Here is a 22229-nt window from a genome sequence, read left to right on the forward strand (position 1 = left end):
GCTCAATGGCGCGCCATGATGGATAGCAGCTGGATGCCTCGCACGGCATTGACGCGGAGTGATCGATTCCGCCTGTTCGCTCTGAACGGAAGCACCGAGCTGGGCGAGCAAATCGCGACCTCGTTGAGCGGCACGCTTGCAACTCATGAAGAGCGCAGCTTTGAAGACGGCGAGCACAAGATCCGTCCGCTCGATACGGTTGCCGGTCACGACGTCTATGTCGTTCATAGCCTTCACGGCGGGCCCGTCGAGAGCCCGAACGACAAGCTTTGTCGTCTGCTCTTCTTCATAGGAGCCCTAAGAGACGCAGGTGCTGCGAACGTGACCGCAGTCACGCCTTATCTTTGCTATGCGAGGAAGGATCGCCGAACGAAGGAGAACGATCCCGTGACCATCCGCTACCTGGCGTCTCTGTTCGAGGCGGTCGGTACGAGCAGGATCGTCACACTGGATGTGCACAACGAAGCTGCGTTTGAGAACGCGTTTCGCTGTCCCTCCGTCGCACTCACCACAGCGCCGCTGCTGATCGAAAAGATCAAGTCGATCGCAGGCGACCAACCGATCAGCGTCGTCTCTCCCGACTTGGGGGGTGGAAAGCGTGCCGATCTCCTGCGGGAGGCGCTTGAGAAGGCGTTGCAGAGACCGATCGGCAAGGCGTTCGTCGAGAAGCATCGGAGTTCGGGCCGCGTGTCCGGCGACCTCTTCGCCGGTGAGGTGTCCGACGCGCTCTGTGTCGTCGTCGATGATCTCATCAGCAGCGGCGGAACTTTGGTTCGTGCGGCAAAAGCGGCGCGCGCTCATGGTGCAAGAAACGTCATCGCGTGCGTTGCTCATGGGCTGTTCATGCCAGGGGCTGAAACGGCACTTGCGGACGTATCGATCGACCGCATCATCGCCACGGACACCGTTCCCCCATTCCGGCTTCCTCCTGGGCCAGTGCTTGCCAAGCTCGAGATGATCCCGGCAGCTCCGCTGCTGGCCGAAGCCATCAAACGGCTGCATCAGAATGAGTCGCTGGCCGATCTGTTGATGTACCAGGCTTGACGGAGTTCTGCTCGATTCATTGGGCGAGCTGCCGTTCGAGTTGCTTGGCATCGGCTTCGGCGAGGGCAAGATAGGCACGCGCCAGGCGAGGCCATTTCTCCGGCGTGCGCGGTCGCGCGTCGAGCAAATGCGCGATGGACAAGCGCGCCCGTAGCATCGCGCGACTAAGTCGATAAAACAGAAATACGCCGCTTGCGGGGTCATCATGCAGCGTGCGTGCCAACCGCCGTCGGATCGCATCGCCGAACCAGCGAGCATCGAGCCGCTCGCATTCCAGGTGCAGGAAGGCGATCTCGTCCAAAGCATCGTTGGCCCGCAGGCGGGAATTGAACTCGAGGCAGTCGATGATCGGGAAAGGAGGCCTGAGCCAGATGTGCTCCGGCCTCAGGTCGCCGTGACCATCGACGATGAGTCTCCGAGAAACCCGGTCAACGAGCAGTCGAGCATTGCGTTCGAGAAATCCGCGCTGGACGGCAGAAATATGTGAAATCTTGCCACACGGCAGGTCGAAACGGCGATTCAACAGTACGCGCCAATCGAGGACGGCGGCTTCATAGAGCGAGGCCAGATAGGCCTCTGGTGCGATCAGGAACCGCGCGGCATGCGAATAGAAGCCAGCCAAAACTGTTGCGAGCCGTTCGGCGTCGGCCCGGCGAGCATTGCCGTTGCGCAGCATGGCGTCGAGGGTTTCGTCCTCGTTCAGCCTGCGCATCACGACGAGCCAGTCGGCCACCGGACCGGAGCCGCCGATTGCGTACCCTGAAGCGCTTTCCGTCAGCGGGACGACGCCTAGATAAACGTCGGGCGCAAGCCGGCGGTTGAGGCCGGCTTCCGCCAGGCACGCGGTCTTGCGCCGAGCCAGCGTCGAGAAGTCGAGATAGGAAAAGCGAACCGGCTTCTTGAGCTTGTAGACCCGCGCGCCGTTCATGAAGACCCAGGACATATGGGTCTCGCGTGCCTGAATGCGATCAGGGGCGGGGGTGTAGCTCTCGGGTTGGCTGAGCAAGGCGACCTTCCGGGCAAGGGCAGAGATGCTGTCGTTCTCAGCATCGTCGATCGCAAGTTCGTTCTGACGGTCCAGCATGGCAATCTATTGCCAAACGAAGAGGGAGACGGTTTGACACCGATCAACGATCCGGGGCACCGGAGCAATAGTCTGGCCAAAACTCAAGCGGATCTGCCGATATGCTGTTTCAGGACAGAGAAGACGCCGGCCGCCAGCTGGCCAGAGCCTTGGTGAAGTACAGGAGTCGCCATCCCGTGATCCTGGCGCTGCCGCGCGGCGGCGTTCCCGTGGCGGCGGAGATCGCTGCACAGTTGGAGGCACCTCTCGACCTGGTTCTGGTGCGCAAGATCGGCGTGCCCATGCAGCCGGAGCTGGCGATGGGGGCGGTGGTGGACGGGGAGCAGTCGCTAATCGTCCGCAACCAGGACGTCGTCGAATTGGCGGGCGTGAGTGAGGAGACGTTCGACGTGGTCTGCCGGGAGGAGCTTGCCGAGATCGAGCGGCGGCGCGTCCGTTACCTCGGCGATCGTGCCCGGTCTGACGTCAAAGGGCAGGTCGCGATCATCGTCGATGATGGCATTGCGACCGGCGCGACGACACTCGCGGCAATCCGGGCGCTGCGAAAGCGGGAGCCGAAGGAATTGATCCTTGCTGTACCGGTCGCGCCGCTCGAGACGTTGCAGCGGCTCCACACGGAGGTTGATGCGATCGTCTGTCTGGATACGCCGCGGGATTTTGGCGCGATCGGTTACTACTACCGTGATTTTCGTCAGGTTGACGATGACGAGGTCATCGCAATCTTGGAGCGGTTCCCCGCGAGGAAGATGGCGGCGCCGGCCCCCTGAATCCCGAGGGTTCCCATGGACAGGTCACCAAGCGCGCTCCTTACCGATCTGTACCAATTGAATATGGTGCAGGCCTATCTGGAAACGGGCCAGACCGAGACCGCCGTATTCGAGTTTTTCGTCCGAAAGCTCCCGCCCCAGCGCAATTTCCTGGTGGCGGCCGGCCTGGAGCAGGCGCTGGAATTCCTTCAAGATTTGCGTTTTTCCGACGATGAACTGAGCTGGCTCATCCGCGGCGGCAGGTTCAGCGCGCGCCTGATCGACTATCTCTCCGATTTCCGCTTCAGCGGCGACGTTCACGCGATGCCAGAGGGCGCCGTGTTCTTCGCCAATGAGCCGATCCTCCGAGTCACGGCGCCCCTTCCCGAAGCTCAGCTGGTCGAAACCAGGTTGATCAATGTCTTGCATTTCCAATCGCTGATCGCGTCCAAAGCAGCACGCATGGCGCTGCTTGCGCCGGACAAGCTGCTGGTCGATTTCGGACTGCGTAGAGCTCATGGCGCCGAAGCCGGTCTTCTTGCCGCCCGCGCCAGCTATATCGGAGGTATTGCCGGCACTGCGACTGTTCTCGCTGAAAAATGCTTCGGGATTCCGGCCTGCGGCACGATGGCGCATTCGTTCATCCAGTCGTTCGACGACGAAACGGCAGCGTTCGAATCCTTCGCGCGCGCAAGGCCGAAGGACCTAGTGCTGTTGATTGATACCTACGACACGGAAATGGCGGCCAGAAAGGTCGTGGCCTTGGCTCCCCGGCTGCGTACGCTCGGAATTTCCGTCCGTGGGGTGCGGATCGACAGCGGTGACCTGGTGGCGCTCTCGAGACGCGTGCGGCGGATTCTCGACGAGGGTGGTCTCAAAGACGTGACCATCTTTGTCAGCGGTGGCATCGAGGAAGAGACATTATCGTCCTTCATTCGCGAGGCGGCGCCTATCGACGGCATCGGGATCGGGACCAGTCTGGCCACGTCGTCCGATGCGCCGGCCCTCGACTGCGCCTATAAGCTCCAGGAATACGCGGGCGTTGCGCGGCGTAAGCGTTCGGCCGGAAAGGCGACTTGGCCGGGCCGCAAGCAGGTGTGGCGTCGCTACGATGCGGAAGGCCTTATGGCGTCGGACGTGCTCTCGACGGAGGACGATTCTCAAGAAGGGGAAGCCTTGATCGGCCCTGTCTTGCAAGAAGGGCGTCCGGTCGCGCATCAGCCATCGCTCCAGGATATCCGTGCCCACGCCCGGACACAGGTGGAGCGATTGCCGAGGGGTTTTGAACGCCTCCAGACTGGCTCGATCTATCCCGTCCACGTGGCGGCCCGGCTTCAACAACTGGCAGCCGCTGTAGACTTGAGAATGACGTAGGTCGCTCTGCTTGTTCCTCCTGATCTGCATCAAAGCGATCGCCCGGTGTGCGCCTAGCTTGCCAGGGCAGGGAGGCGCCCATGCCGGTCCAGAATGCCGAAATCGCCGAAATGTTCGACCAGACTGCTGAGCTCTTGGAGATCAAGGGCGATAACCCCTTCCGCTCGCGCGCCTACCGTAATGCGGCCCGATTGATCGAGCGCCTGCCAAAGAGCATCACAAGCCTGCTTAAAGCAGGAGAGGATCTCTCCGAGTTACCTGGCATCGGCAAGGACCTCGCGGGTAAGATCGAGACAATCGTCGCGACCCACAAATTCGATGTACTTGACCGGCTCAAGCGCCAGCTGCCAGGTGATCTCGGCGAGATCGCTGCCCTTCCTGGGTTGGGGCCAAAACGGGTCAAACTGCTCTACGACAGGCTGGGTGTCCGCTCGCTTGAGGATTTGCGGCGCGCGATCAGGTCGGGACGATTGCGGGAGTTGAAGGGGTTCGGGGCCAAGAGCGAGCAGAAGCTTGCGGCGGCGCTGGCCAAGCCACAGGTGGAAAAGCGCTTCAAATTGTCCGAAGCTGAGGCCGAAGCGGAGGCGTTGCTGAACTATCTGCGCGACACCAAGCGGGATCTGATGGCGGTTGCCGGAAGCTATCGCCGTAGGCGCGATACGGTGGGCGATCTCGACATCGTCGTGGCCGCACACAACGGCGCGGCGGTTGGCGACAAGCTCAGCAAGTACGAGAATGTTGCCAACGTGCTGGCACACGGTCCAACCAGAACGACGGTCGTCCTCCGCTCCCGCCTTCAAGTCGATCTGCGGGTCGTTCCGAAGGCGAGCTATGGGGCAGCCCTGATGTACTTCACGGGTTCCAAGGCGCACAACATCGCGCTGCGTGGTCTGGCCAATGACCGCGGCTGGAAGCTCAACGAATACGGCCTGTTCGAGGGCCAGCGACGCATCGCCGGGGTGACTGAAGAGGAAATCTACCGCAAACTCGATCTGGCCGCGATCCCGCCGGAAATGCGCGAGGATCGCGGCGAGATTGCTCTTGCAAAGGCCGGTAAGCTTCCCAGGCTGATTGCGCTTGGAGATATCAGGGGCGACCTGCATGTCCATTCCAGCTGGAGCGATGGGACGGCCCCGGTTGCAGACATGGCAGCCGCGGCAAAAGCGAAAGGTTATGACTACATCGCCATCACCGACCACAGCCAGCATGTCACGGTGGCACATGGTCTGGATGAAGCCAGGCTGAGCCGCCAGATTGATGAAATCCACCGGTTGAACGAGAAACTGAACGGTTTCACCGTGCTCAAAGGGGCGGAGGTCGATATCCTCGCTGATGGGCGCCTCGACCTGCCCGACAAGATATTGTCGCGGCTCGATATCGTGGTCGCGGCCGTGCACTACAAGTTCGATCTGTCCCGCAAGCTCCAGACGGAGCGCATCGTCCGTGCGATGGATAACCGCCACGTGTGCATCATTGCCCATCCGACGGGAAGGCTTATCGGCGAGAGAGAGCCCTATGAGGTGGACATCGAGGCTATCGTCGTGGCCGCCGCCGATCGCGGCTGTTGTCTTGAGCTGAATGCGGATCCAGACCGGCTGGACCTCACGGACATTCACGCCCATGCGGCGAAGTCAGCGGGCGTCAAGCTCGCGATCTCGACAGACGCGCATGCAACGGCTGGCTTTTCCAACATGCGATTTGGCGTCGATCAGGCACGTCGCGGCTGGCTAGAGCCAGCCGATGTGATCAACACGCAGCCGCTACCCAGATTGCGAAAGCTCCTAAGGCGGTAGCAGAAGGGCTCCGACATGAAGCGCAGAGAATTTACTCTGGCTGGGCGGTTCTCCAGATCGGCCATCGCGACTATGAACGGCTATTCGGCCTGAATGACGCCGCTGTTGGTCGTCTGCGCAATTTCGCTCGCGGCCATCACTGCGTCGCGAGTTTTGCCGACACTGCCGTTGTGGTTCGCAAACGCACCATCTCGGCGAAGGAAAGATCTAACAGCTAACGATTTGCCGACCGCACTCAGACCCCGGCCGACAATTCAGTAGACAAAAACTGGCTCGTGAATGAGGTGGTCGTTGACCACGTCCACGCCGGGCACGTTTATGGCCACGGCGTTGATCCCCTTTCTCGCCTGCTCGGACTCGACGGTCCCCCATAAATCCACGATTCCGCGCGTGACGATGACGTTGATCTTGTGGGAGTGCGCCCAGGGCTGCTTCTTCAATTCTTCCATCAGTTTCCGACGGATCGTGGCATCCGACAGTGCAATCTCGAGCTTTGGCCGGGCACTCGCGACGGCCTGAATAATGTTCGCGCGGCTGACGATGCCGACCAGGTCGCCCGCTTGGTCGACAATGGGCACTCGCTTGATGCCGTTCGTTTCGAACAATTCGGCAATCTCAGCCAGGGGCGTTTCGGGTTCGGCGATCTTGACCTCCCGTGTCATGACGTCCACAATCTTTCTGGCATGAGACTTGGCATAGTCCGCCGCCATCGCTCCATCTCCGGACAGCATGTGCAGCCACCACGAGTAGCGACGCTCCGTCTCGGTTTCGATGCGATGCATCAAGTCGGCCTCGGTGACGATGCCGACGAGCTTTCCTGTTTTGTCGACGATGGGGACTGCGCTGATGCGCCTGGCAACCATTGTCTTCGCCACGTCCTGCACGGTTGCATTCTCTTCGGCCGTGATGACCGGGGACGCCATTACATCTCGCGCTTTCATGGCAATCTCCAAAGCAGCCTTCTCGTCCTCTGATCTGACCGGAGAGTTATCGCTAGTGCGACATCAGCGCCGGCACCGTCATCGTGTTCAGCATCTCGCGGGTGACGCCGCCGAAAAGGCCCTCCCGGATCCGGGAATGGCCGTAAGCTCCCATGACCAGCATGTCGAGGCCTTCATCCGCTGCCAAGGATAGGATCGAAGGCTGGACCTCGGACCGTTCAGCCGTCAGCTCGATCAGGGTCGTCGCGATTTCGGACCGGCCCATGTGTTTCATCAAGTTCTGCGCGGATGCTTCCGCCGGAGCAACCTGGACTTCATTGATCGAAATCACCACCACCGCCTCCGCACCTGACAGAAGCGGCTTCGCATCCTTGACTGCGCGGGCCGCGGAGCGACTTCCGTCCCAGCAAATGCCGATGCGCCGGGGCCTGAAGGCGCCCTTGAAAATGTGGGGGATCACGAGGACGGGGCCGCCAGCCTGAAGTAGAATTTGCGTTGACGTCGCATTGTCAAAGCTGTCCTGCGCCGTGTCCGGCTGCAATACGACGGTGAGGTCATAAAGCCTTGCGGCAGCCCCGACGGCGGAGGCCGCCTCGGCCGGCAAATCCTGGATGGAGCGACATCCGTACGGGATCTCCGCCTTACGCGCCTCCGTCTCGAAGACGGCAAGCGCGGCAGCGCTACGCTCCGTAGCTCGCTCCTGCTCCATCTCGAAGACGGTAGCCACGCCAGTCACAACCCCATCTGCTGCGAACGCTATGCCAGGCTGTATGTATCCGGCGGCTATCGCGTCGAGATGAGCGTGCAGCGCCCCCGCGAGTGAAGTAGATGCATCGATCACCGGCTGCGGTGGTCGCTCAGTAGGAATATGAACAAGAATGTCTTTGATCATGATGTTCCCGAACTCCCAACCAATCGCCGGGCAAAGCTGTGTTGATATGAATCAACCACCATCGCTGCATCTGCGACCAATGAGATGAAGTACGAACCTGGGAAACCACTGCTTGACCTCGGTCAAAAACGTCAAAAACTGACACGTCTCCTTGGCATGCGTCACTGGCTCTGACGTAAATACCTGGTGGAACGGCGACACGGAGCCTCTGCTCATGAGTATAGCGATGATCCCGCACAACGCGATCGTTTTTGTCGGCGACGGCCGAAAGGCGCTGTTCTTGCGCAACGAGGGCGACGCGGAATTCCCGAACTTGAAAACCGAACGGGTCTTCGAGGATGACAACCCGCCGACCCATTTGCAGGGTAGCGAAGGTCCCGGGCGGATCAGCAAGGCGGCTCATTCTGGCCAGCGAAGCGCAGTCGAGGCTGTCGACTGGCACGATCTGGAAGAACACCGGTTCGCACGCATGGTGGCGGCAGCTCTCGAGAAATTGGTTCGCCAGCAAAAAACGAGAGCCATCATCGTCATCGCGCCACCTCGAACGTTGGCGGATCTTCGCAAGGCTTTCCATCAGGATGTGAGGAGCTGCATCGTTGCGGAATTACATAAAGACCTGACCAAGCATCCGGTAGCGGAAATCGAGAAGCATCTGATTGGAAATGTGTAGCTCCGTCGGGGTGAGTTGCTTCAGAGCTGCAGAGGTCCGCTGGACATCGACCATGAGCCGATGGACTACATTGTCATATCCGGTTCCTGTCGCCGCTCCCGTTTCGGCTCCGGGATTTCGGTCATGGTCGCCTCTGTCAAAAGCAGCACGCTTGCCACGGATACGGCATTCTCCAGCGCGGTTCGCACGACCTTTGCAGGATCGACAATGCCGGCTTCGACCAGGTCGACATAGACTTTCCGGGATGCGTCAAAGCCGAAATTGCCTTGGCCGCCGAGCATCCGTGCCACAACGACGCCGCCGTCGGCGGCCGAATTTTCGGCGATTTGGCGGGCAGGGGCCTCAAGTGCTCGCTTGAGGATCTGAACGCCAGTCCTCTCGTCACCTTCGCAAGTCGCTTCTTCCTTGTTCACCGCTTCGATGCAGCGCAGCAATGCGAGCCCGCCACCGGGCACAATGCCTTCGGCCACCGCCGCCTTGGTCGAGCTGATAGCGTCGTCAAGGGCTTCTTTTTTGGATTTCATCTCGGCTTCGGTCGGCGCGCCGACGCGAATCACCGCGACGCCACCTGACAGCTTCCCAAGCCGCTCCTCGAGCTTATCACGGTCATAATCGCTCGTGGTCTTCTCAATTTCGTGCCGGATCTGGACCATCCGCGCGTCGATCCTGGCACGATCGCCGCCGCTGCCGATAAGCGTGGTATTCTCTTTGTCGGCAACCACGCGGGCAGCCCGACCGAGCTGCTCTAGCGTCGCCCTCTCCATTTTCAGTCCGAGCTCTTCGGAAATGACCTGGGCGCCGGTCAGGATGGCGATGTCCTCCAGCATAGCCTTGCGTCGATCGCCAAAGCCTGGCGCCTTGACAGCGCAGGCCTTGAGCACGCCCTGGAGCCTATTGACGATCAGTGTTGCGAGCGCCTCGCCCTCGATGTCTTCCGCGATGATCACGAGGGGCCGGCCGCTCTTGGCGACCTGTTCCAGGAGTGGCACCAAGTCCCGCAATGCGCCGATCTTGTGGTCGCAGAGCAGAATGTAGGGATCTTCGAGAACCGCCTCCATGCGGTCCGCATCAGTGACGAAATAGGGCGACAAGAAGCCGCGGTCGAATTTCATGCCTTCCACGACGTCGAGCGTGGTCTCGATAGTCTTGGATTCCTCGACTGAAATGACGCCTTCGCCGCCGACCTTTTCGAGCGCGTCGGCGACGAGTGCGCCGATGGTAGGATCGTTGTGGGCCGAGATGGTAGCGACCTGCGCCTTTTCCGCTTTCGTGTTGACCGGGCGTGCCATCGCATGCAATGCGTCGATCGTCACCCGTGCAGCGCGATCCAGACCGCGTTTTAGATCAATGGCGCTCGCGCCGGCGACGACGTTGCGGACGCCATCGGCGAGGATGGCATGGGCGAGGATCGTCGACGTGCTGGTGCCATCGCCGACCACATCGCCGGTCTTTTCTGCCGCCTGCCTCAATACCTGTGCGCCGAGGTTCTCCTCGGCGTCCTTGAGATCGAATTCCTTGGCTATGGTGACGCCGTCATTGCAGACGATAGGCGCGCCCCAACTCTTCTGGATCAGGACGGACTTCGACTTGGGGCCCAACGTCACCCGTACCGCGTCGGCGAGCAAAGTGGCGCCGCGCAAGACCTTCTCGCGTGCGGCCGAATGAAACAGAACCTGCTTATGGGGCATCAAACAGTCTCCGCGTATTAGCTCGATACCGCCGAAAGATATGTCCAATTGGAGCGCCTCCGTTGACTTTGATCAAAAGCGGCGGCGCAATCACGCCCGTGAGACGGTCTCGGCGAGCCGTCACAGAAACGCTGGCGGTTCTCGGTAGCAGGTGGCGCGCCTTCAAAGAGCCTGTCGATCCAGCCTGCAATACGGGGACATCGCCACGACCTTTCATTCGGGCCAGTGACTGACGTGCGTGCTGACTGGGGACTCCAACGTGGATGGATCCGATTTCTCTCTACATTTCATCAAGCTTCGCTTCGCTGCCCCTTCGGCGCAGACAGCTCGGCTCATAAGAATACTTCCCCCGGAATGCCGAAGTCGCGGATGTGAAGGGACCTCCGCAACACCGCGCTCGATGACACCGTGAGTCCGATAGAAGTGCCGCGCCAGCATGTTGTCGGCCAATACATGCAGGCCTAGTCGAGCTAGGCCAAGCAACTGCGCTCGTGACTGCGCCCATAACAGGGGTCTCGTACCGAGCCCTTGATGTCTGACGTCGTCGTGAACCGCCGGCGCGTTCAACAGCAAGCTATTTTTCTCGTACAATTTCAGGATCTGGCGAATGTGATCCAGACGTTCCCTTGGCACGAGAGGATAGGTCTCGCTTTCGACATCGCGCGAAGCTCTTGGCTGACGGCAGCGTTGATGTGGTCGCTCCGTTCAGAGCTTGATCCAAGTCAACACGTTCGAAAACCCAGGGCTGACAATTCAATCGGCCTCTGACAGGCAAGGCCCCACGGGGCCAGGGTCTCGAATGCTCACCTATGATCGACAAACGATTCTTTGCGCTGATCATCTCGACCGCGTTTCGGGCCGCAAAGGTTTATATTACTCCTATGGCTGCGCGATCCTGATTTTTCTGCTTTCGCGGCTCGTGATCGCGCTGGGGTTGCTCTTCTCCGGGAAGTATCTGCCGATCGCGCCGGACGTCTGGTCGGCGGGGCCATCCTGGTATCATCAGCTCCTGCAATGGGACTCACAATGGTATTTCAGGATCGCGACAGCAGGATATGGCTACAATGGCGATCCGACCGTACCTCAAACCGTGGTCTTCTACCCGCTCTACCCACTGCTCTCTCGCGCGATCGCGACGGTGTCCGGAATTGACATTGCCGACTCCATGCTGCTCATGTCCAACATTGCCGGTCTTTGCGCGATCGTTGTCTTGTTCAAGTTCGTTCGCGAGGATTTTGGCGACGAGGTCGGTCACGCGACCGTTGCGCTGTTGAGCTTCTTTCCGACCTCGGTGGTATTCTCGGCCGGGTACACCGAACCGCTCGCGCTCTTACTGATCGTCTCGTTCTTCCTTGCATTGAAGAGCAAGCATTTTGTGTGGGCGGCCCTGTTGTCGGCTCTAGCCTCGGCAACCCGAGCAACGGGCACTATCCTGTTGGCGGTCTTGATGTGGGAGATTTGGACGAACCGCGGGCAGCCGCTGCGGCTTCGCGCCGCTATCGTCTATGCATTGCTTGCCATCTCCGGCCTCTGCCTGTTCATGGCCTATCTCTGGTATGCCTTTGGCGATCCGCTGCTGTTGTTCACTGCTCAGAGCGGCTATCACCTCGGAACGACCATGGGTGCGCGATTCATTTCGGCGTTGGCGTTGGAGCCATTCTCTCGAATGATCCTGGATGATTGGAATCCGTGGGGGTGGGATAGCTGGTTCACGCTTCTGTTCATCACAGCCATCATTGCGGGCTCTTTTCGATTGCCCACCTCACTGACGCTGTTCGCCTTGGGAGTTCTGTTGCTGCCATATTTCTCCCTCAGTGGCGGTCCGTCAGGATTTGTCTCGATGGGTCGCTTCAATCTGCTCTCATTTCCCATCTTTATCATCCTGGCGCAATTCGGGTTGCGGATGAAACCGGTCATGATCGGCATCGTCGGCTTGTCCGGTGCTGCACTCTTCATGGATACCGTGCTGTTCGCGCGCAGAATCTGGATCGGATGAGAGAGCGGGTGACACTCGATGGCGCGAGCATCCCCAAGAGTGCCAAGCGGGACGATGAGGTGAGAGAGGCACTCAAACGCATCACCGGGGCAAGCGCCCGTAGCCCGCGTGTTGCATGCAACTTTACGCTTCAGCATAGCGTGAGCATCACAGACGGAAGCAGCCAAGCCGACCAACTTGGAGGACTCTGAGGGTGAAGATACGCGTCGGCTATGATATGATTTACGACGTTCCGCAGCCTACGCCCATGATCATGGTGCTTGGCGTTCATTTCACTCGGGCTTCAGATGTGATTGTGCCCGATTATCTGACGACGAACCCCTCGGTTGCGATCGCCCCTTACCGTGACGGCTTCGGCAATTGGTGCAGCCGCATCGTTGCTCCAGGTGGCGTGCGGGAGGCTACGAACTCTCGGTCTCTGACGACGGCCCCGGCTTTCCAAAAGGATTCGATCCAACGAAGTCGAAAGGTCTCGGGATGAAGATCGTTTCATCCTTGGTCAATCAAATCGGTGGGGAGACAATCTTCGGCGCAAATCCTTCCGGGCGAGGCGCGCGTTTCACGGTTCGGTTCACGCTCGATAAGCGATCCGATTCTATTGCAGAGAGTGCTGCCCCGAAAAGCGTACTATCTGGCATGGGCGGTCAACGGATGCCTGCTTCTCTTAACACACGGCCGATGTGTCCGGTGTATAAGCACCGGATGGCCTTGGCACGCGTCTCTCCCGGCAAGCGTGGTTTTGAGGAGCGTACATTTGAATGCTCGACCTGCGAACGTACGGAAATTGTGTCTTTCGCGGTGGATCCAATGAAAACAGATGCTGTCGGCTGGCTGGCAGGCGAGTTAAGGCCGCCGCGATAATTCGGCGACGACTTTGCGTGACCGAACGCGACTATTTCTTCCGCTCTTTCGCGGGTGCGAAGTGGAGTATTGTCGAGTAACAAGAGCTGCGAAAGCCGGGAGCGGGCCCGGTTCACGCGACTCTTTATCGTCCCGACGGCGCAGTGACAAACTTTTGCTGCGTCTTGATACGAAAATCCGGATACACCAACCAGAGTGAGTGCTTCACGCTGATCAATCGGGAGCTTTGCGAGCGCCTCACGGAGTTCCTGGAATTCCAGATGACTGATTTGATCGGGTTGCGACTCCAGCTTTTCCGCAGCGCGGCCGTCCACGTCTTCCACCTCGCGCTGTCCTTTACGGTACTCTGACCTGAAATGGTTTCTTAGAATCGTGAACAGCCACGCCGACATGTTGGTGCCTGGCTGAAACGAGTCAATGTTAGATAGCGCGCGCAGCAGGGTCTCCTGCACCAAATCATCGGCGCGGTCGGCATTTCGGCACAATGAAATTGCGAAAGCGCGAAGACTTGGGACGGCAGCCAGCATTAGATCGCGGGATGCAGACATTGGACTTGGAAGGGGTTTGTCTCGCTTGTCAACCTGCTGAACCAAGGAAGCCGGTCGCGGGATAGACGGGATAGACAAGGCGGGTGCTGGTTGAATTGCGACGAGGCCGATTGCGGGCAACTCCGCAGAGCCGGTCGTACGAACGGCAATCATCAAATATACTCCAGGTGGCCTTATCCGGCGGGCACCGCGCCTTTTGGCAGGTAGTGGAACGAATTGGCCTCGCCGCTCAAAGAGCGCGCCTGACTGACGACCCTCCCTCCAGATCTCGAATTCGCATGCTGCGCCGAGCGCGGCTTCAAACACTATATCCTAAAGGACGATCACCCATGAATACGGGAACTGTGAAGTGGTTTAACGGCCAAAAAGGCTTTGGCGTCATTCAACCAGACCAAGGAAGCCAAGATGTGTTCGTTCATATCAGCGCGGTTGAACGCGCCGGCATGAGCAGCCTCGATGAGGGACAGAAGGTCTCTTTCGACATCGTTGCTGACCGCCGGACCGGCAAGTCTGCAGCAGAGAATCTGCGCGCCGCCTAAACTTGCAATCAATGCCTTTGATGCTTTGACCACGGATGTACTGGCAGAGCTTCTGGTTTCGAAACCCCGCGACCGGTCACCGGCCGCGGGGTTGTTTTTGCTGCCCCTCTATAAACGCGGCCCAACTGGCGCTTGAGTGCGACAGTCCGCGGACCAGAGCAATGCGGTCGCAAGAGCGTCCGCCGACGTTGACCGAGGTCAGGAATACGACGGCATCATCTACCCGCTTCCAGTGATTGCTATGTGCGCGTCTTGTATTGATTGCGCATGTTCGAGATCTCACAGCCGGGTATCATGTTCATAAAATAAAGCGAAGCCGATGAACACCCATCGGAGGACTGGGGCAACCTGGTTGACGAAAGAGATTATCGCAACCTGCTGCACTGATGCACGTTCCAAACGGCATCCCCATTTAGCGGCCAAGTGCCTCGAGGAAATTCTCACGCCATGCCGTAATGCTATTGCGGCGCAGCACCACCATCATGGCCTGCCAACGCTCGCGTCGCTCCTTAAGTGGCATCCCCAGTGCTGTCTGCAATGCTTCGGCGACGGCGTCGGGGTCATACGGGTTGGCGATCACGGCTGCGTCGAGTTCGTAGGCCGCGCCTGCAAAGGGCGAGAGAACGAGCACGCCGGGGTCATCGGGGTTTTGTGCAGCGACGTACTCCTTGGCAACCAGGTTCATTCCGTCGCGCAACGGAGTGACAAGAGCGACGTGGCTGAGCCGAAAGAAGCCCGCGAGCGAGCGCTGGGAAAAGCTCCTGTTCAAATACTGGATCGGTGCCCAATCGAGTTCCGCGAAGCGACCGGCCACGTCGCCTGCCAGTGCACCGAGCCTCTGCCGTAGTGCACGGTATTCAGGAACGTCGCTGCGCGTTGCGGTGGCGATCTGCAGCAAACGCACGTGGTTGCGGTACGCGGGATAGCCCTCGAGAAAGCCGGCGAACGCTTTGAACCGGTGTCCTTCAACGGCTGTTGCCGCTGGCGGGAATCAATTGGCTATAGCCGACCCGCAACTCGCTACCAATCTGCCGCGTGAGGAAGGGATGCGGCACTCTCTAAGACGTGACAAGAACTTCTACGGACATCCCGGCGAAAGCGCCGGTGCTGCCGACGAAGCTGCCGGACACCGGGATCGTCTGCCGGATGTCGCGCGCAACCGCTACCGGGATCAGATTGAAGCCGCCGAGGCTGCGATTCGTCGGGTCGAAGGTGATCCAGCCGGCGCCCGGTACGAAGACCTCCGCCCACGCATGGGTTGAACCTGCACCGCTCGATCCGACGCTCCGTTGTTCCGGATTGTAGAGATAGCCGGAGACGATTCTGGCTCCGAACCCGAGCATGCGCGCTGCTTCGGTGAACAGCACCGCGAAATCCCGGCATGACCCCCAGCCACGATTCAGGGTCTCTACCGGCGTTTGGGTGCCCTCATCCTCACGGCTCTGATACCGGATAGCTTCGGAAACGCCAACGCTGAGGTCCTTTAGCAGCGACAATGTGTCGGTCCGACTTCCTCGAACGAACATTTGTGCCCAGTTTCGTAGGACCCCCGCCGTGTCCGAGAACTGGGGGACGGCCAGGGCGCCGAGATCGGTCCAATCGTCATCGGAATAGCGGAATGGGTAAGATATGGCCGAAACAGCGATGTCGAACACCGGCCATGCAACCGCGTCGAGCTGAAGCTCCGTGACGCTGGCGATCACCAGGTTGGAGGCCGTCATCTGAAACATGGCCGTCGCGATCGCATTGCCAAACACATCGTGCGCCCAGGTCAACGCCGCAGGGGGCGTCACCGTGACGTTGCACGAAATCAAACGAAGCTCGCGGCTTTCGCGCGGACGAAGCATCAAGCGGTGCGGCAAAAGGTGCACGTGTTCGTTGAATCGATAAGTCGTCGTGTGAAGAACCTTCAGCGTAATCAACGAAAGCTCCGATCGGTCAGCCTCTGGCCATGCCCTTATCCGGTAGTCCCCTTCGGGAAGTGTGGCCGAGTTGACGAGCCCATGCAAATGTCGCTCCAGATGACTGAAACCTGAGGCGCCCAGGAGGAACAGACCATGAAGAACCGGCCACCGCTTCCGAAACATTTGAGCCGCCATAGATATCACACGCTACTGGTCCGTCTGCAGATCGAACTCGTCAAGTTGCAGCGCAGTGTGATTGAGCGCGGCCAGCGTATACTTGTCATTGTCGAAGGTCGTGACGCCGCCGGCAAGGATGGCACCATCAAGTCGATGGTCGAACATCTAAGCCCGCGCGATACCCGCGTCGTCGCGCTGGGGCCGCCAAGCAATCGGGAACAGTGTTCATGGTACTTCCAGCGTCACGTTTCGCACTTGCCCGCGGCAGGAGAGATCGTGCTGTTCAATCGCAGTTGGTACAACCGGGCGGGAGTTGAGCGCGTCATGAGCTTTTGCACCAAGGAGGAAACCGAGGAATTCCTCGAGATCGTGCCGGCGTTCGAGGCAATGATCGAGCGTTCCGGTATCACCCTGCTCAAGTACTACCTGGATATTTCGAAACAGGAACAGAAGCGACGGCTCGCTGACCGCCAAAGGGATCCCCTGAAGCAATGGAAGTTGAGCCCCATCGATGCCAAGGCGCAGAAGTATTGGAAGGCCTATTCCGAAGCACGGGACAAGATGCTGGACCGGACGCACACCGTCACCTCACCCTGGACCTTGGTCCGAGCCGATGACAAGGAACATGCGCGACTCAACGTTATTCGCGATGTGCTGTGGCGGCTGAATTATCCGGGAAAGCACCGTCGCCTCCACAGGCCGGATCCGGCGGTGGTGTTTCCCTACGATAAGGCCTGTCATGAGCGCGGCCTGATCGAGGCTTAGACGGAATGCTGCCATCAGGGAATTGCAGGTCTTAGCAGCTGAGCACGGCTCTCAGCGGCTTCTGCCGTTCGTGCTTTCGTCTGGAAGACCAGTTGTCAGAAAATATGCCGCACCCGACGGGTGATCTCTTGAGCGCCTAGTTCGCTCAGAACCGCCGTTATGCAGTACCTTGTTGATTTAGATCATTACGGGTGGCTCCCGGTTCCAGAGATTAAGATCAAGGAATCGATCGTGATGTACCTGAGGGGTGGTCGTGATCGAAAATCACGAAGTGTGAAAGAAAGTATCACGTCAGCTGTTTACCGTTAGCAAGCTCTTCAACCGGCCTCCGCAGGGCAGGAAAGGGCGGTTGAGAGAGTGATTGAAGGATGAGCCGCCTCCACAAAGAGACCCACCTCGTTGCGCGCATCGGCTGGTTGAGAGCGGCTGTGCTCGGCGCCAATGATGGGATCATATCAACCGCAAGTCTCATCCTGGGAGTGGCGTCAGCTGCCGTCTCCCGAAGCGATGTTCTCTTGACCGGGATCGCTGGGCTGGTTGCCGGCGCAATGTCCATGGCGGCTGGCGAATATGTTTCCGTCAGTTCGCAGTCCGATACGGAGCATGCAGACCTCGCGCGTGAGAAGCGCGAACTGGCAGACGAGCCGCTGTTTGAGAGGGAAGAACTCGCCCAGATTTATGTAGCGCGGGGCGTCGAGGCCGGCCTCGCTCGCGATGTTTCGAAGCAATTGATGGCAAAGGACGCCTTGAGCGCCCACGCGCGGGACGAGCTTGGCATTTCGGAAATAAGCACCGCCCGTCCGGTGCAGGCAGCGTTGGCATCAGCCGCAACCTTCTCCGTCGGAGCGGTAGCGCCGCTTGCGCTTGTCCTGATCTCGCCGTCCAATGTGCTGATCCCGGTCGTCGCTGCAGGTTCGTTGCTCTTCCTGTCACTGCTCGGCGCGATCGGTGCCAAGGCAGGAGGCGCCGGCCTGTTAAAGCCAACCATACGAGTGGCATTCTGGGGCGCCTGTGCGATGGCACTGACGGCCGGAATTGGCGCAGTTGTTGGCAAGGTTGTGTGAGCGCCGGTAGCGCTTACGACGCCGACTCATGACCCTCCCGGCTTTGCTGGCATATGCGCCCTCTGAGTTTCCTTCTCCGGTCGCCTATCCAGGGTCGGCGCGAATTTTAGACTGAAGATAGGGTCGACAGACGCAGCCTCCCGGAAGTGCTCGCCAAACCTGGATACCGCTTCGATGCGCAGCAGGAATGCGCCGGAGCCCACAATATCCCGTGCGAAGGAGCGTCCCTCGGATGATCAGCGCAGGCGAGCGGAGGCAACCGTTGCCGCTGGGATCTTTCCTGGATCGGTTCTTCCGCCAGTTCGGCGTACAAATGCCAGCGGATCCGGCTCCCGGATCGGATCTGGCGATGCCCTTGTCGGCGGCGACAAGGTCTTTCTGAGGCGTGCCTTTGCAAAAGGCCCCCATCGGTTACGGATTAAGCGGTTCGGCGAACGATCTGCGTCAGGAAATATGCGCGCGGGTTCGTGCGACGATGCCCGCGGCGATTTGCATAGATGCGCCAAGAGCCCAGCCCAAGAACACAGCCATCGCGCCGTGAGGGCGCGCAACATCGTCGAGGATGATACTGCTCACCGCAGTAATCGCCACAACTGCGGTGAGAAAGGTGCCGGCCGCACTGAGTAGCTCCACGGCATCCGCCCTGGACCCAAGACCGCGCAGCGAGAGCTCTTGCAGCTTCTGCGGAGCAGGAGGTAGATCGATGCCGAGATAGAAGCCGCTCGCACCATAAATCATCATGCCGAGGATCGCGATGCCGGAGCCAATCAGACTGAAGTGGGACCTTGCGATGTGTGCTGCCACGTACAGCCCGCACGCGCCTCCGGTCAAGGCAAGTCCCGTTCGCTCCACAACATGGGCAAACCTGCTGAAGGGAGAGCGCATTCTCCATGTCTCGTGGCGTTTAACCATGTTCCTCGAATAGCGGGTCCTCATGAGTTCATCTTGACCAAGATCAAACAAGCGAGTTCGCGGCTTACCTGCAGGCCGTCGCGCTTGATATGCGTCAACGGCTGTCGGCGACCTTGCCTTCGCCAAACGCTTCCGGAAATCGCGGGAACAGATCGATCTCGAGGTTGGGCAGAACGCGCCGTGCTCCAAGTGATTGTGATATCAACTTGCGCGCTGTGCAGCTCTTATTGAGTCACACGAAAATCGAGAGTGCAGTCCGATAACTCAGAATCGAGGTCGACGATGCGACCGCATTAGCAGAGCAGGTTGATGTCTGAACTTCGAGTTAGGGCCGATTCTGTTGAAAAAGGCCGCTGTTGCGACGCAGAGGGATCAGTGATTCAGTCTGTCTGATTGGCAGGACTGAAGTTCATGATGGGGCATCGGTAAGTCGACCAGGCTGCGTTGTACTATGAGTTCTCGCTCGAGAAGCATGTTCCCGCCGACCACCTGCTCAGGTCGATCGACAGGCTCGTCGACCTTCAAGAGATCAGGCGGGACCTGGCGCCTTCGGCATCCGATCGGAGCGGCGCCTTTGCGACGAGGTTCACCTCAATTTCGAGAGCGTCTTGCGCCGCTGCGTCGAGGAGCGATTGGTCGGCGGTGAAGGATTTGCCGTCGACGCGAGCTTGATCAAGGCCGATGCCAGTCGGCAGAAGGCGATCGAAGGTGACAAGGTTCGCCTTCGAAGCCATCGAACCTCTGACAGAGGAACGACCGGCGCTTTACGATGCGATCGCCCGGTCGCGCCGACCGCATTCACGTTCGAATTTGAATCGTCGGAGCGCTTAACGAATGGTGCAGAGTCTCTCGTGCTTGGATTGCTTCCGAAGCTAGCTGGGCGTTCGTTTCATGTGCGCGTCCATCGCCGTGGATCGCTCGGCTGCCTTCGCCGTGCCGTGGTGCGCTGGAGACCGCAGCGCGGGCAAAACGTCGATATTAGATCTTGCCGGACTTCAGCTTGGCTTCGAGATAGGTCACCATTCCCGACAATGTCACAAGTTTCGGGTAGTCGATTCCGGAATATCGATCCCGGTCCGGTGATGCAGTGCGGTCACAAAGTTCAGGAAATCCATCGAGTCGATATCGATTGCCTCGCGCAGATCGGCTGCAGGATCGACGGTTGCGAGGTCGACTTCTGGGGCGATGTTGTTGAGTTCCTCCTTCACGATCGTGCTGAGCTCCTGCTGCAGGACTTTGTGGATCTCGATCTCGCTCATAGGTTCTCAGGCTCCTGCAAGAGTTTGCCGATCTCGGCAAGGAACAACGCCCCCGCGTGCCCGTCGGTCGCCCGATGGTCGCCTGCCAGCGTCATGGTGACTACGGACCGTGGTCCGATCGCTCCGTCGACCACCCAGGGCCGCGTGACGGCCTTGCCGAACCCGACGATGGCGACTTGGGGTGGATAGATGATACCGTAAAGGGCTTCGACGCCTCGCTCGCCGAGGCTAGAGACCGTGATCGTGGGATCGGACATTTCCGAACTGCGGATGCGTCCGGCCCGCGTCCTCTGCACGAGGTCGCGCATACCGTTCATGAGCTCGTCGAGCGGCAGTTGATCCGTGTCGTGGAGTGCGGGGGCCGCCAAGCCGCCGCCGCGGATCGCAATTGCGACCCCCACGTGGATGGCGTTTGACGGTTCGAACCGGTTGTCGCGATAGAAGCCGTTGAAGGCAGGGAAGCGGCGAAGAGCCTTGGCGACAGCCTTGAGGGCGAGCGCGCCAATCAAGAGGCGATGGTCTGGCGGGAGCGTCGCGTTCTTATTGGCCAGCCAACGTTCGCATGGCGTCACGTCGATCTGATGCGCGAGATAGTAATGCGGGATTTCCCGCTTCGACCGAGCCATCGCGGCTGCAATGGCCGCGCGCATCGCGGCGAGGTCGAGCCAGGTTCCGCGTTTCGCTTCGGCCGGCGGCGCGGCCACGCCGAGACGGCGCTCGACGTCTGCATAGGTGATTGCACCGCCCGGGCCGGTGCCGGCGATCGCTGAGAGGTCGATGTCGTGCTCTTCTGCAAGCCTCCGGGCGGCGGGCGAAGCCGGAGCCCAGGCCTTAGCGGCGCGTCCCACTGGCGGCATCGGCGCGGGGGCCGGCATTGGTGGAGGCGCAGGCTGTGGCAATGGCATGGGGGCGATGGGCGCCGCGGTTGGCGCTGGCGCTGCCACGGCCGCTGCCACGCCTTCGGCCCGGATCAGCGCCAGCGGCGTTCCGACCGGGACCTTGCTATGAAGCTCAACCAGAAATTTCTCGATCCGGCCGGCTTGAAAGGTCTCAATCTCGATCGCGCCCTTCTGGGTCTCGACCACCGCGACGATGTCGCCGCGCTTGACCCGGTCGCCCGGCTTCACCAGCCATTCCACCAGAGTGCCCGCTTCCATATCGGCACCGAGGGAGGGCATGCGGAATTCAACCACGACGCAGCCTCATGTCCGGCCGAGCGCCGTCTTGGCGGCGGCCACGATCTTCGGTGCTTGCGGGGAGTGCGGCGTATTCGAGATGGCGGGGGTAGGGGATCGGTACCTCCTCGCTGCAGACGCGGCCGACCGGCGCATCCAGCGACCAGAAGGCCTGCTCGACGATGCGCATGCCGACTTCCGCTGCCAGGCTTCCAGAACGCCAGCCTTCATCCACGATCACCGCGCGCCGTGTCTTGGTCACCGAGGCCATGATGGTGGCGTCATCGAGCGGCCGCAAGCTGCGCAGATCGATAACCTCGGCCTCGATGCCCTCGGTGGCGAGCGTCGTGGCCGCTTCGAGCGTCTTCCAGAGCGAACCGCCATAGGTGACGAGCGTGATGTCGCGGCCCTGGCGGCGGACCGCGGCCTTGTCGATGTTCACCGCGCCGGCATCGACGGCAAGCTTGCCCGACATGTTGTAGAGCATGACATTCTCGAAAATCAGCACCGGGTCGGGTTCCTGCAACGCGGTCCACAGCATGCCGCGGGCGTCTTCAAGGGTTGCCGGTGCAAGCACCCGGATGCCGGGAATATGCGCGTACCAGCCTTCGAGGCTATGGGAGTGCTGGGCCGCAAGCTGACGGCCGGCGCCCGTGGCCATGCGGATTACCAGGGGAACACCGAACTGATTGCCGGACAACGAGATCCGCACCCCTAAGTTCTTGGCAAGGAGCCTACTTTAAATGTTCGACGATCGCTCTTGTGATCGTGACCGATCTTTGCCTGCAGCCAATAAG

General features: G+C 60.0%; 21 protein-coding genes and 4 pseudogenes. 12 read left to right on the forward strand and 13 right to left on the reverse strand.

Translation table 11 applies throughout. The annotated features are described in order from the left end of the window. Nucleotides 1–33: 33 nt before the first annotated feature. Nucleotides 34–1044, forward strand: coding sequence for a ribose-phosphate diphosphokinase (locus ACVWW6_RS28305; RefSeq protein WP_456681748.1), 1011 nt, complete (start codon nucleotides 34–36; stop codon nucleotides 1042–1044). Between the two features lie 16 nt (nucleotides 1045–1060). Here the strand turns inward: ACVWW6_RS28305 and ACVWW6_RS28310 are convergent, their stop codons facing one another. Continuing rightward, nucleotides 1061–2128 (reverse strand): hypothetical protein, encoded by a 1068-nt coding sequence (locus ACVWW6_RS28310; protein ID WP_304553574.1) that lies wholly within the window; start codon nucleotides 2126–2128, stop codon nucleotides 1061–1063. A gap of 101 nt (nucleotides 2129–2229) precedes the next feature. On the opposite strand from ACVWW6_RS28310, the gene ACVWW6_RS28315 reads away from it, so the two are divergent. The 3 genes from ACVWW6_RS28315 to polX all read left to right on the forward strand — a co-directional run bounded on the left by ACVWW6_RS28315 (nucleotide 2230) and on the right by polX (nucleotide 6041). Next, nucleotides 2230–2895, forward strand: coding sequence for a phosphoribosyltransferase (locus ACVWW6_RS28315; protein WP_060912175.1), 666 nt, complete (start codon nucleotides 2230–2232; stop codon nucleotides 2893–2895). A 15-nt stretch (nucleotides 2896–2910) separates the two neighbouring features. Then, entirely contained in the window at nucleotides 2911–4248 is a 1338-nt protein-coding gene (locus ACVWW6_RS28320) for a nicotinate phosphoribosyltransferase (RefSeq protein WP_304553572.1), read from the forward strand. An 80-nt stretch (nucleotides 4249–4328) separates the two neighbouring features. Beyond that, nucleotides 4329–6041 carry a DNA polymerase/3'-5' exonuclease PolX gene (gene polX / locus ACVWW6_RS28325; RefSeq protein WP_304553571.1) on the forward strand — a complete coding sequence of 571 codons (1713 nt, stop codon included), beginning with the start codon at nucleotides 4329–4331 and terminating at the stop codon, nucleotides 6039–6041. Between the two features lie 254 nt (nucleotides 6042–6295). Here the strand turns inward: polX and ACVWW6_RS28330 are convergent, their stop codons facing one another. Further along, a complete protein-coding gene (locus tag ACVWW6_RS28330) occupies nucleotides 6296–6982 on the reverse strand; it encodes a CBS domain-containing protein (protein ID WP_456681749.1) in 687 nt (228 codons plus the stop codon). A 52-nt stretch (nucleotides 6983–7034) separates the two neighbouring features. Then, nucleotides 7035–7874: a universal stress protein gene (locus ACVWW6_RS28335; RefSeq protein WP_060912178.1), complete on the reverse strand. Its 840-nt coding sequence runs from the start codon at nucleotides 7872–7874 to the stop codon at nucleotides 7035–7037. Between the two features lie 220 nt (nucleotides 7875–8094). Here ACVWW6_RS28335 and ACVWW6_RS28340 point away from each other — a divergent pair, with 220 nt between their 5' ends. Beyond that, a complete protein-coding gene (locus ACVWW6_RS28340; RefSeq protein ID WP_456683187.1) occupies nucleotides 8095–8544 on the forward strand; it encodes a baeRF12 domain-containing protein in 450 nt (149 codons plus the stop codon). Between the two features lie 65 nt (nucleotides 8545–8609). On the opposite strand, the gene groL is transcribed toward ACVWW6_RS28340, so the two are convergent. Then, nucleotides 8610–10232 carry a chaperonin GroEL gene (groL, locus tag ACVWW6_RS28345; protein WP_304553570.1) on the reverse strand — a complete coding sequence of 541 codons (1623 nt, stop codon included), beginning with the start codon at nucleotides 10230–10232 and terminating at the stop codon, nucleotides 8610–8612. 213 nt (nucleotides 10233–10445) lie between these two features. After that, entirely contained in the window at nucleotides 10446–10865 is a 420-nt protein-coding gene (locus ACVWW6_RS28350) for a GNAT family N-acetyltransferase (protein ID WP_369525336.1), read from the reverse strand. A gap of 166 nt (nucleotides 10866–11031) precedes the next feature. On the opposite strand from ACVWW6_RS28350, the gene ACVWW6_RS28355 reads away from it, so the two are divergent. The 3 genes and pseudogenes from ACVWW6_RS28355 to ACVWW6_RS28365 all read left to right on the forward strand — a co-directional run bounded on the left by ACVWW6_RS28355 (nucleotide 11032) and on the right by ACVWW6_RS28365 (nucleotide 13089). Beyond that, a complete protein-coding gene (locus ACVWW6_RS28355; RefSeq protein ID WP_304553569.1) occupies nucleotides 11032–12228 on the forward strand; it encodes a mannosyltransferase family protein in 1197 nt (398 codons plus the stop codon). Between the two features lie 193 nt (nucleotides 12229–12421). Then, nucleotides 12422–12619 (forward strand): annotated as a pseudogene (locus tag ACVWW6_RS28360) (transglutaminase family protein); the annotation flags it as partial. Continuing rightward, nucleotides 12592–13089 (forward strand): ATP-binding protein, encoded by a 498-nt coding sequence (locus tag ACVWW6_RS28365; RefSeq protein ID WP_369525348.1) that lies wholly within the window; start codon nucleotides 12592–12594, stop codon nucleotides 13087–13089. The pseudogene ACVWW6_RS28360 and the gene ACVWW6_RS28365, both read left to right, overlap by 28 nt. A gap of 71 nt (nucleotides 13090–13160) precedes the next feature. Here ACVWW6_RS28365 and ACVWW6_RS28370 read toward each other — a convergent pair. Further along, nucleotides 13161–13637: pseudogene (locus ACVWW6_RS28370) on the reverse strand (sigma-70 family RNA polymerase sigma factor); the annotation flags it as partial. Between the two features lie 329 nt (nucleotides 13638–13966). Between ACVWW6_RS28370 and ACVWW6_RS28375 the strand changes: the two are divergent. Then, nucleotides 13967–14176: a cold-shock protein gene (locus tag ACVWW6_RS28375; RefSeq protein ID WP_456681750.1), complete on the forward strand. Its 210-nt coding sequence runs from the start codon at nucleotides 13967–13969 to the stop codon at nucleotides 14174–14176. 412 nt (nucleotides 14177–14588) lie between these two features. Here the strand turns inward: ACVWW6_RS28375 and ACVWW6_RS28380 are convergent. Next, nucleotides 14589–15125 (reverse strand): annotated as a pseudogene (locus ACVWW6_RS28380) (trehalose-6-phosphate synthase); the annotation flags it as partial. A gap of 109 nt (nucleotides 15126–15234) precedes the next feature. Next, nucleotides 15235–16098, reverse strand: coding sequence for a transglutaminase family protein (locus ACVWW6_RS28385; RefSeq protein WP_304553567.1), 864 nt, complete (start codon nucleotides 16096–16098; stop codon nucleotides 15235–15237). Between the two features lie 135 nt (nucleotides 16099–16233). On the opposite strand from ACVWW6_RS28385, the gene ppk2 reads away from it, so the two are divergent. Continuing rightward, nucleotides 16234–17022 (forward strand): polyphosphate kinase 2, encoded by a 789-nt coding sequence (gene ppk2, locus ACVWW6_RS28390; RefSeq protein WP_456681751.1) that lies wholly within the window; start codon nucleotides 16234–16236, stop codon nucleotides 17020–17022. Nucleotides 17023–17390: 368 nt separating this feature from the next. Then, on the forward strand, nucleotides 17391–18086 hold the full coding sequence (locus ACVWW6_RS28395) for a VIT1/CCC1 transporter family protein (protein WP_456681752.1): 696 nt from the start codon (nucleotides 17391–17393) through the stop codon (nucleotides 18084–18086). Between the two features lie 444 nt (nucleotides 18087–18530). On the opposite strand, the gene ACVWW6_RS28400 is transcribed toward ACVWW6_RS28395, so the two are convergent. Next, the gene (locus ACVWW6_RS28400) at nucleotides 18531–19022 is read right to left on the reverse strand and encodes a hypothetical protein (RefSeq protein WP_456681753.1); all 492 of its coding nucleotides are present in this window, start codon (nucleotides 19020–19022) and stop codon (nucleotides 18531–18533) included. Between the two features lie 200 nt (nucleotides 19023–19222). Beyond that, entirely contained in the window at nucleotides 19223–19282 is a 60-nt protein-coding gene (locus ACVWW6_RS28405) for a hypothetical protein (protein WP_404525876.1), read from the reverse strand. Nucleotides 19283–19442: 160 nt separating this feature from the next. On the opposite strand from ACVWW6_RS28405, the pseudogene ACVWW6_RS28410 reads away from it, so the two are divergent. Then, nucleotides 19443–19708, forward strand: a pseudogene (locus tag ACVWW6_RS28410) (IS5/IS1182 family transposase); the annotation flags it as partial. Nucleotides 19709–20032: 324 nt separating this feature from the next. Here the strand turns inward: ACVWW6_RS28410 and ACVWW6_RS28415 are convergent. Genes ACVWW6_RS28415 through ACVWW6_RS28425 form a run of 3 tightly spaced genes read right to left on the reverse strand, consistent with a single transcriptional unit; the run spans nucleotide 20033 to nucleotide 22144 of the window. Continuing rightward, nucleotides 20033–20257 (reverse strand): acyl carrier protein, encoded by a 225-nt coding sequence (locus ACVWW6_RS28415; protein WP_404522300.1) that lies wholly within the window; start codon nucleotides 20255–20257, stop codon nucleotides 20033–20035. After that, a complete protein-coding gene (locus ACVWW6_RS28420; RefSeq protein WP_456681754.1) occupies nucleotides 20254–21450 on the reverse strand; it encodes a dihydrolipoamide acetyltransferase family protein in 1197 nt (398 codons plus the stop codon). The genes ACVWW6_RS28415 and ACVWW6_RS28420 overlap by 4 nt, the downstream gene beginning before the upstream one ends. Beyond that, a complete protein-coding gene (locus ACVWW6_RS28425) occupies nucleotides 21443–22144 on the reverse strand; it encodes an alpha-ketoacid dehydrogenase subunit beta (protein WP_456681755.1) in 702 nt (233 codons plus the stop codon). Before ACVWW6_RS28425 ends, ACVWW6_RS28420 begins: the two co-directional genes overlap by 8 nt. Nucleotides 22145–22229 lie beyond the last annotated feature (85 nt).

The organism is Bradyrhizobium sp. USDA 3311 (genome assembly GCF_054062495.1).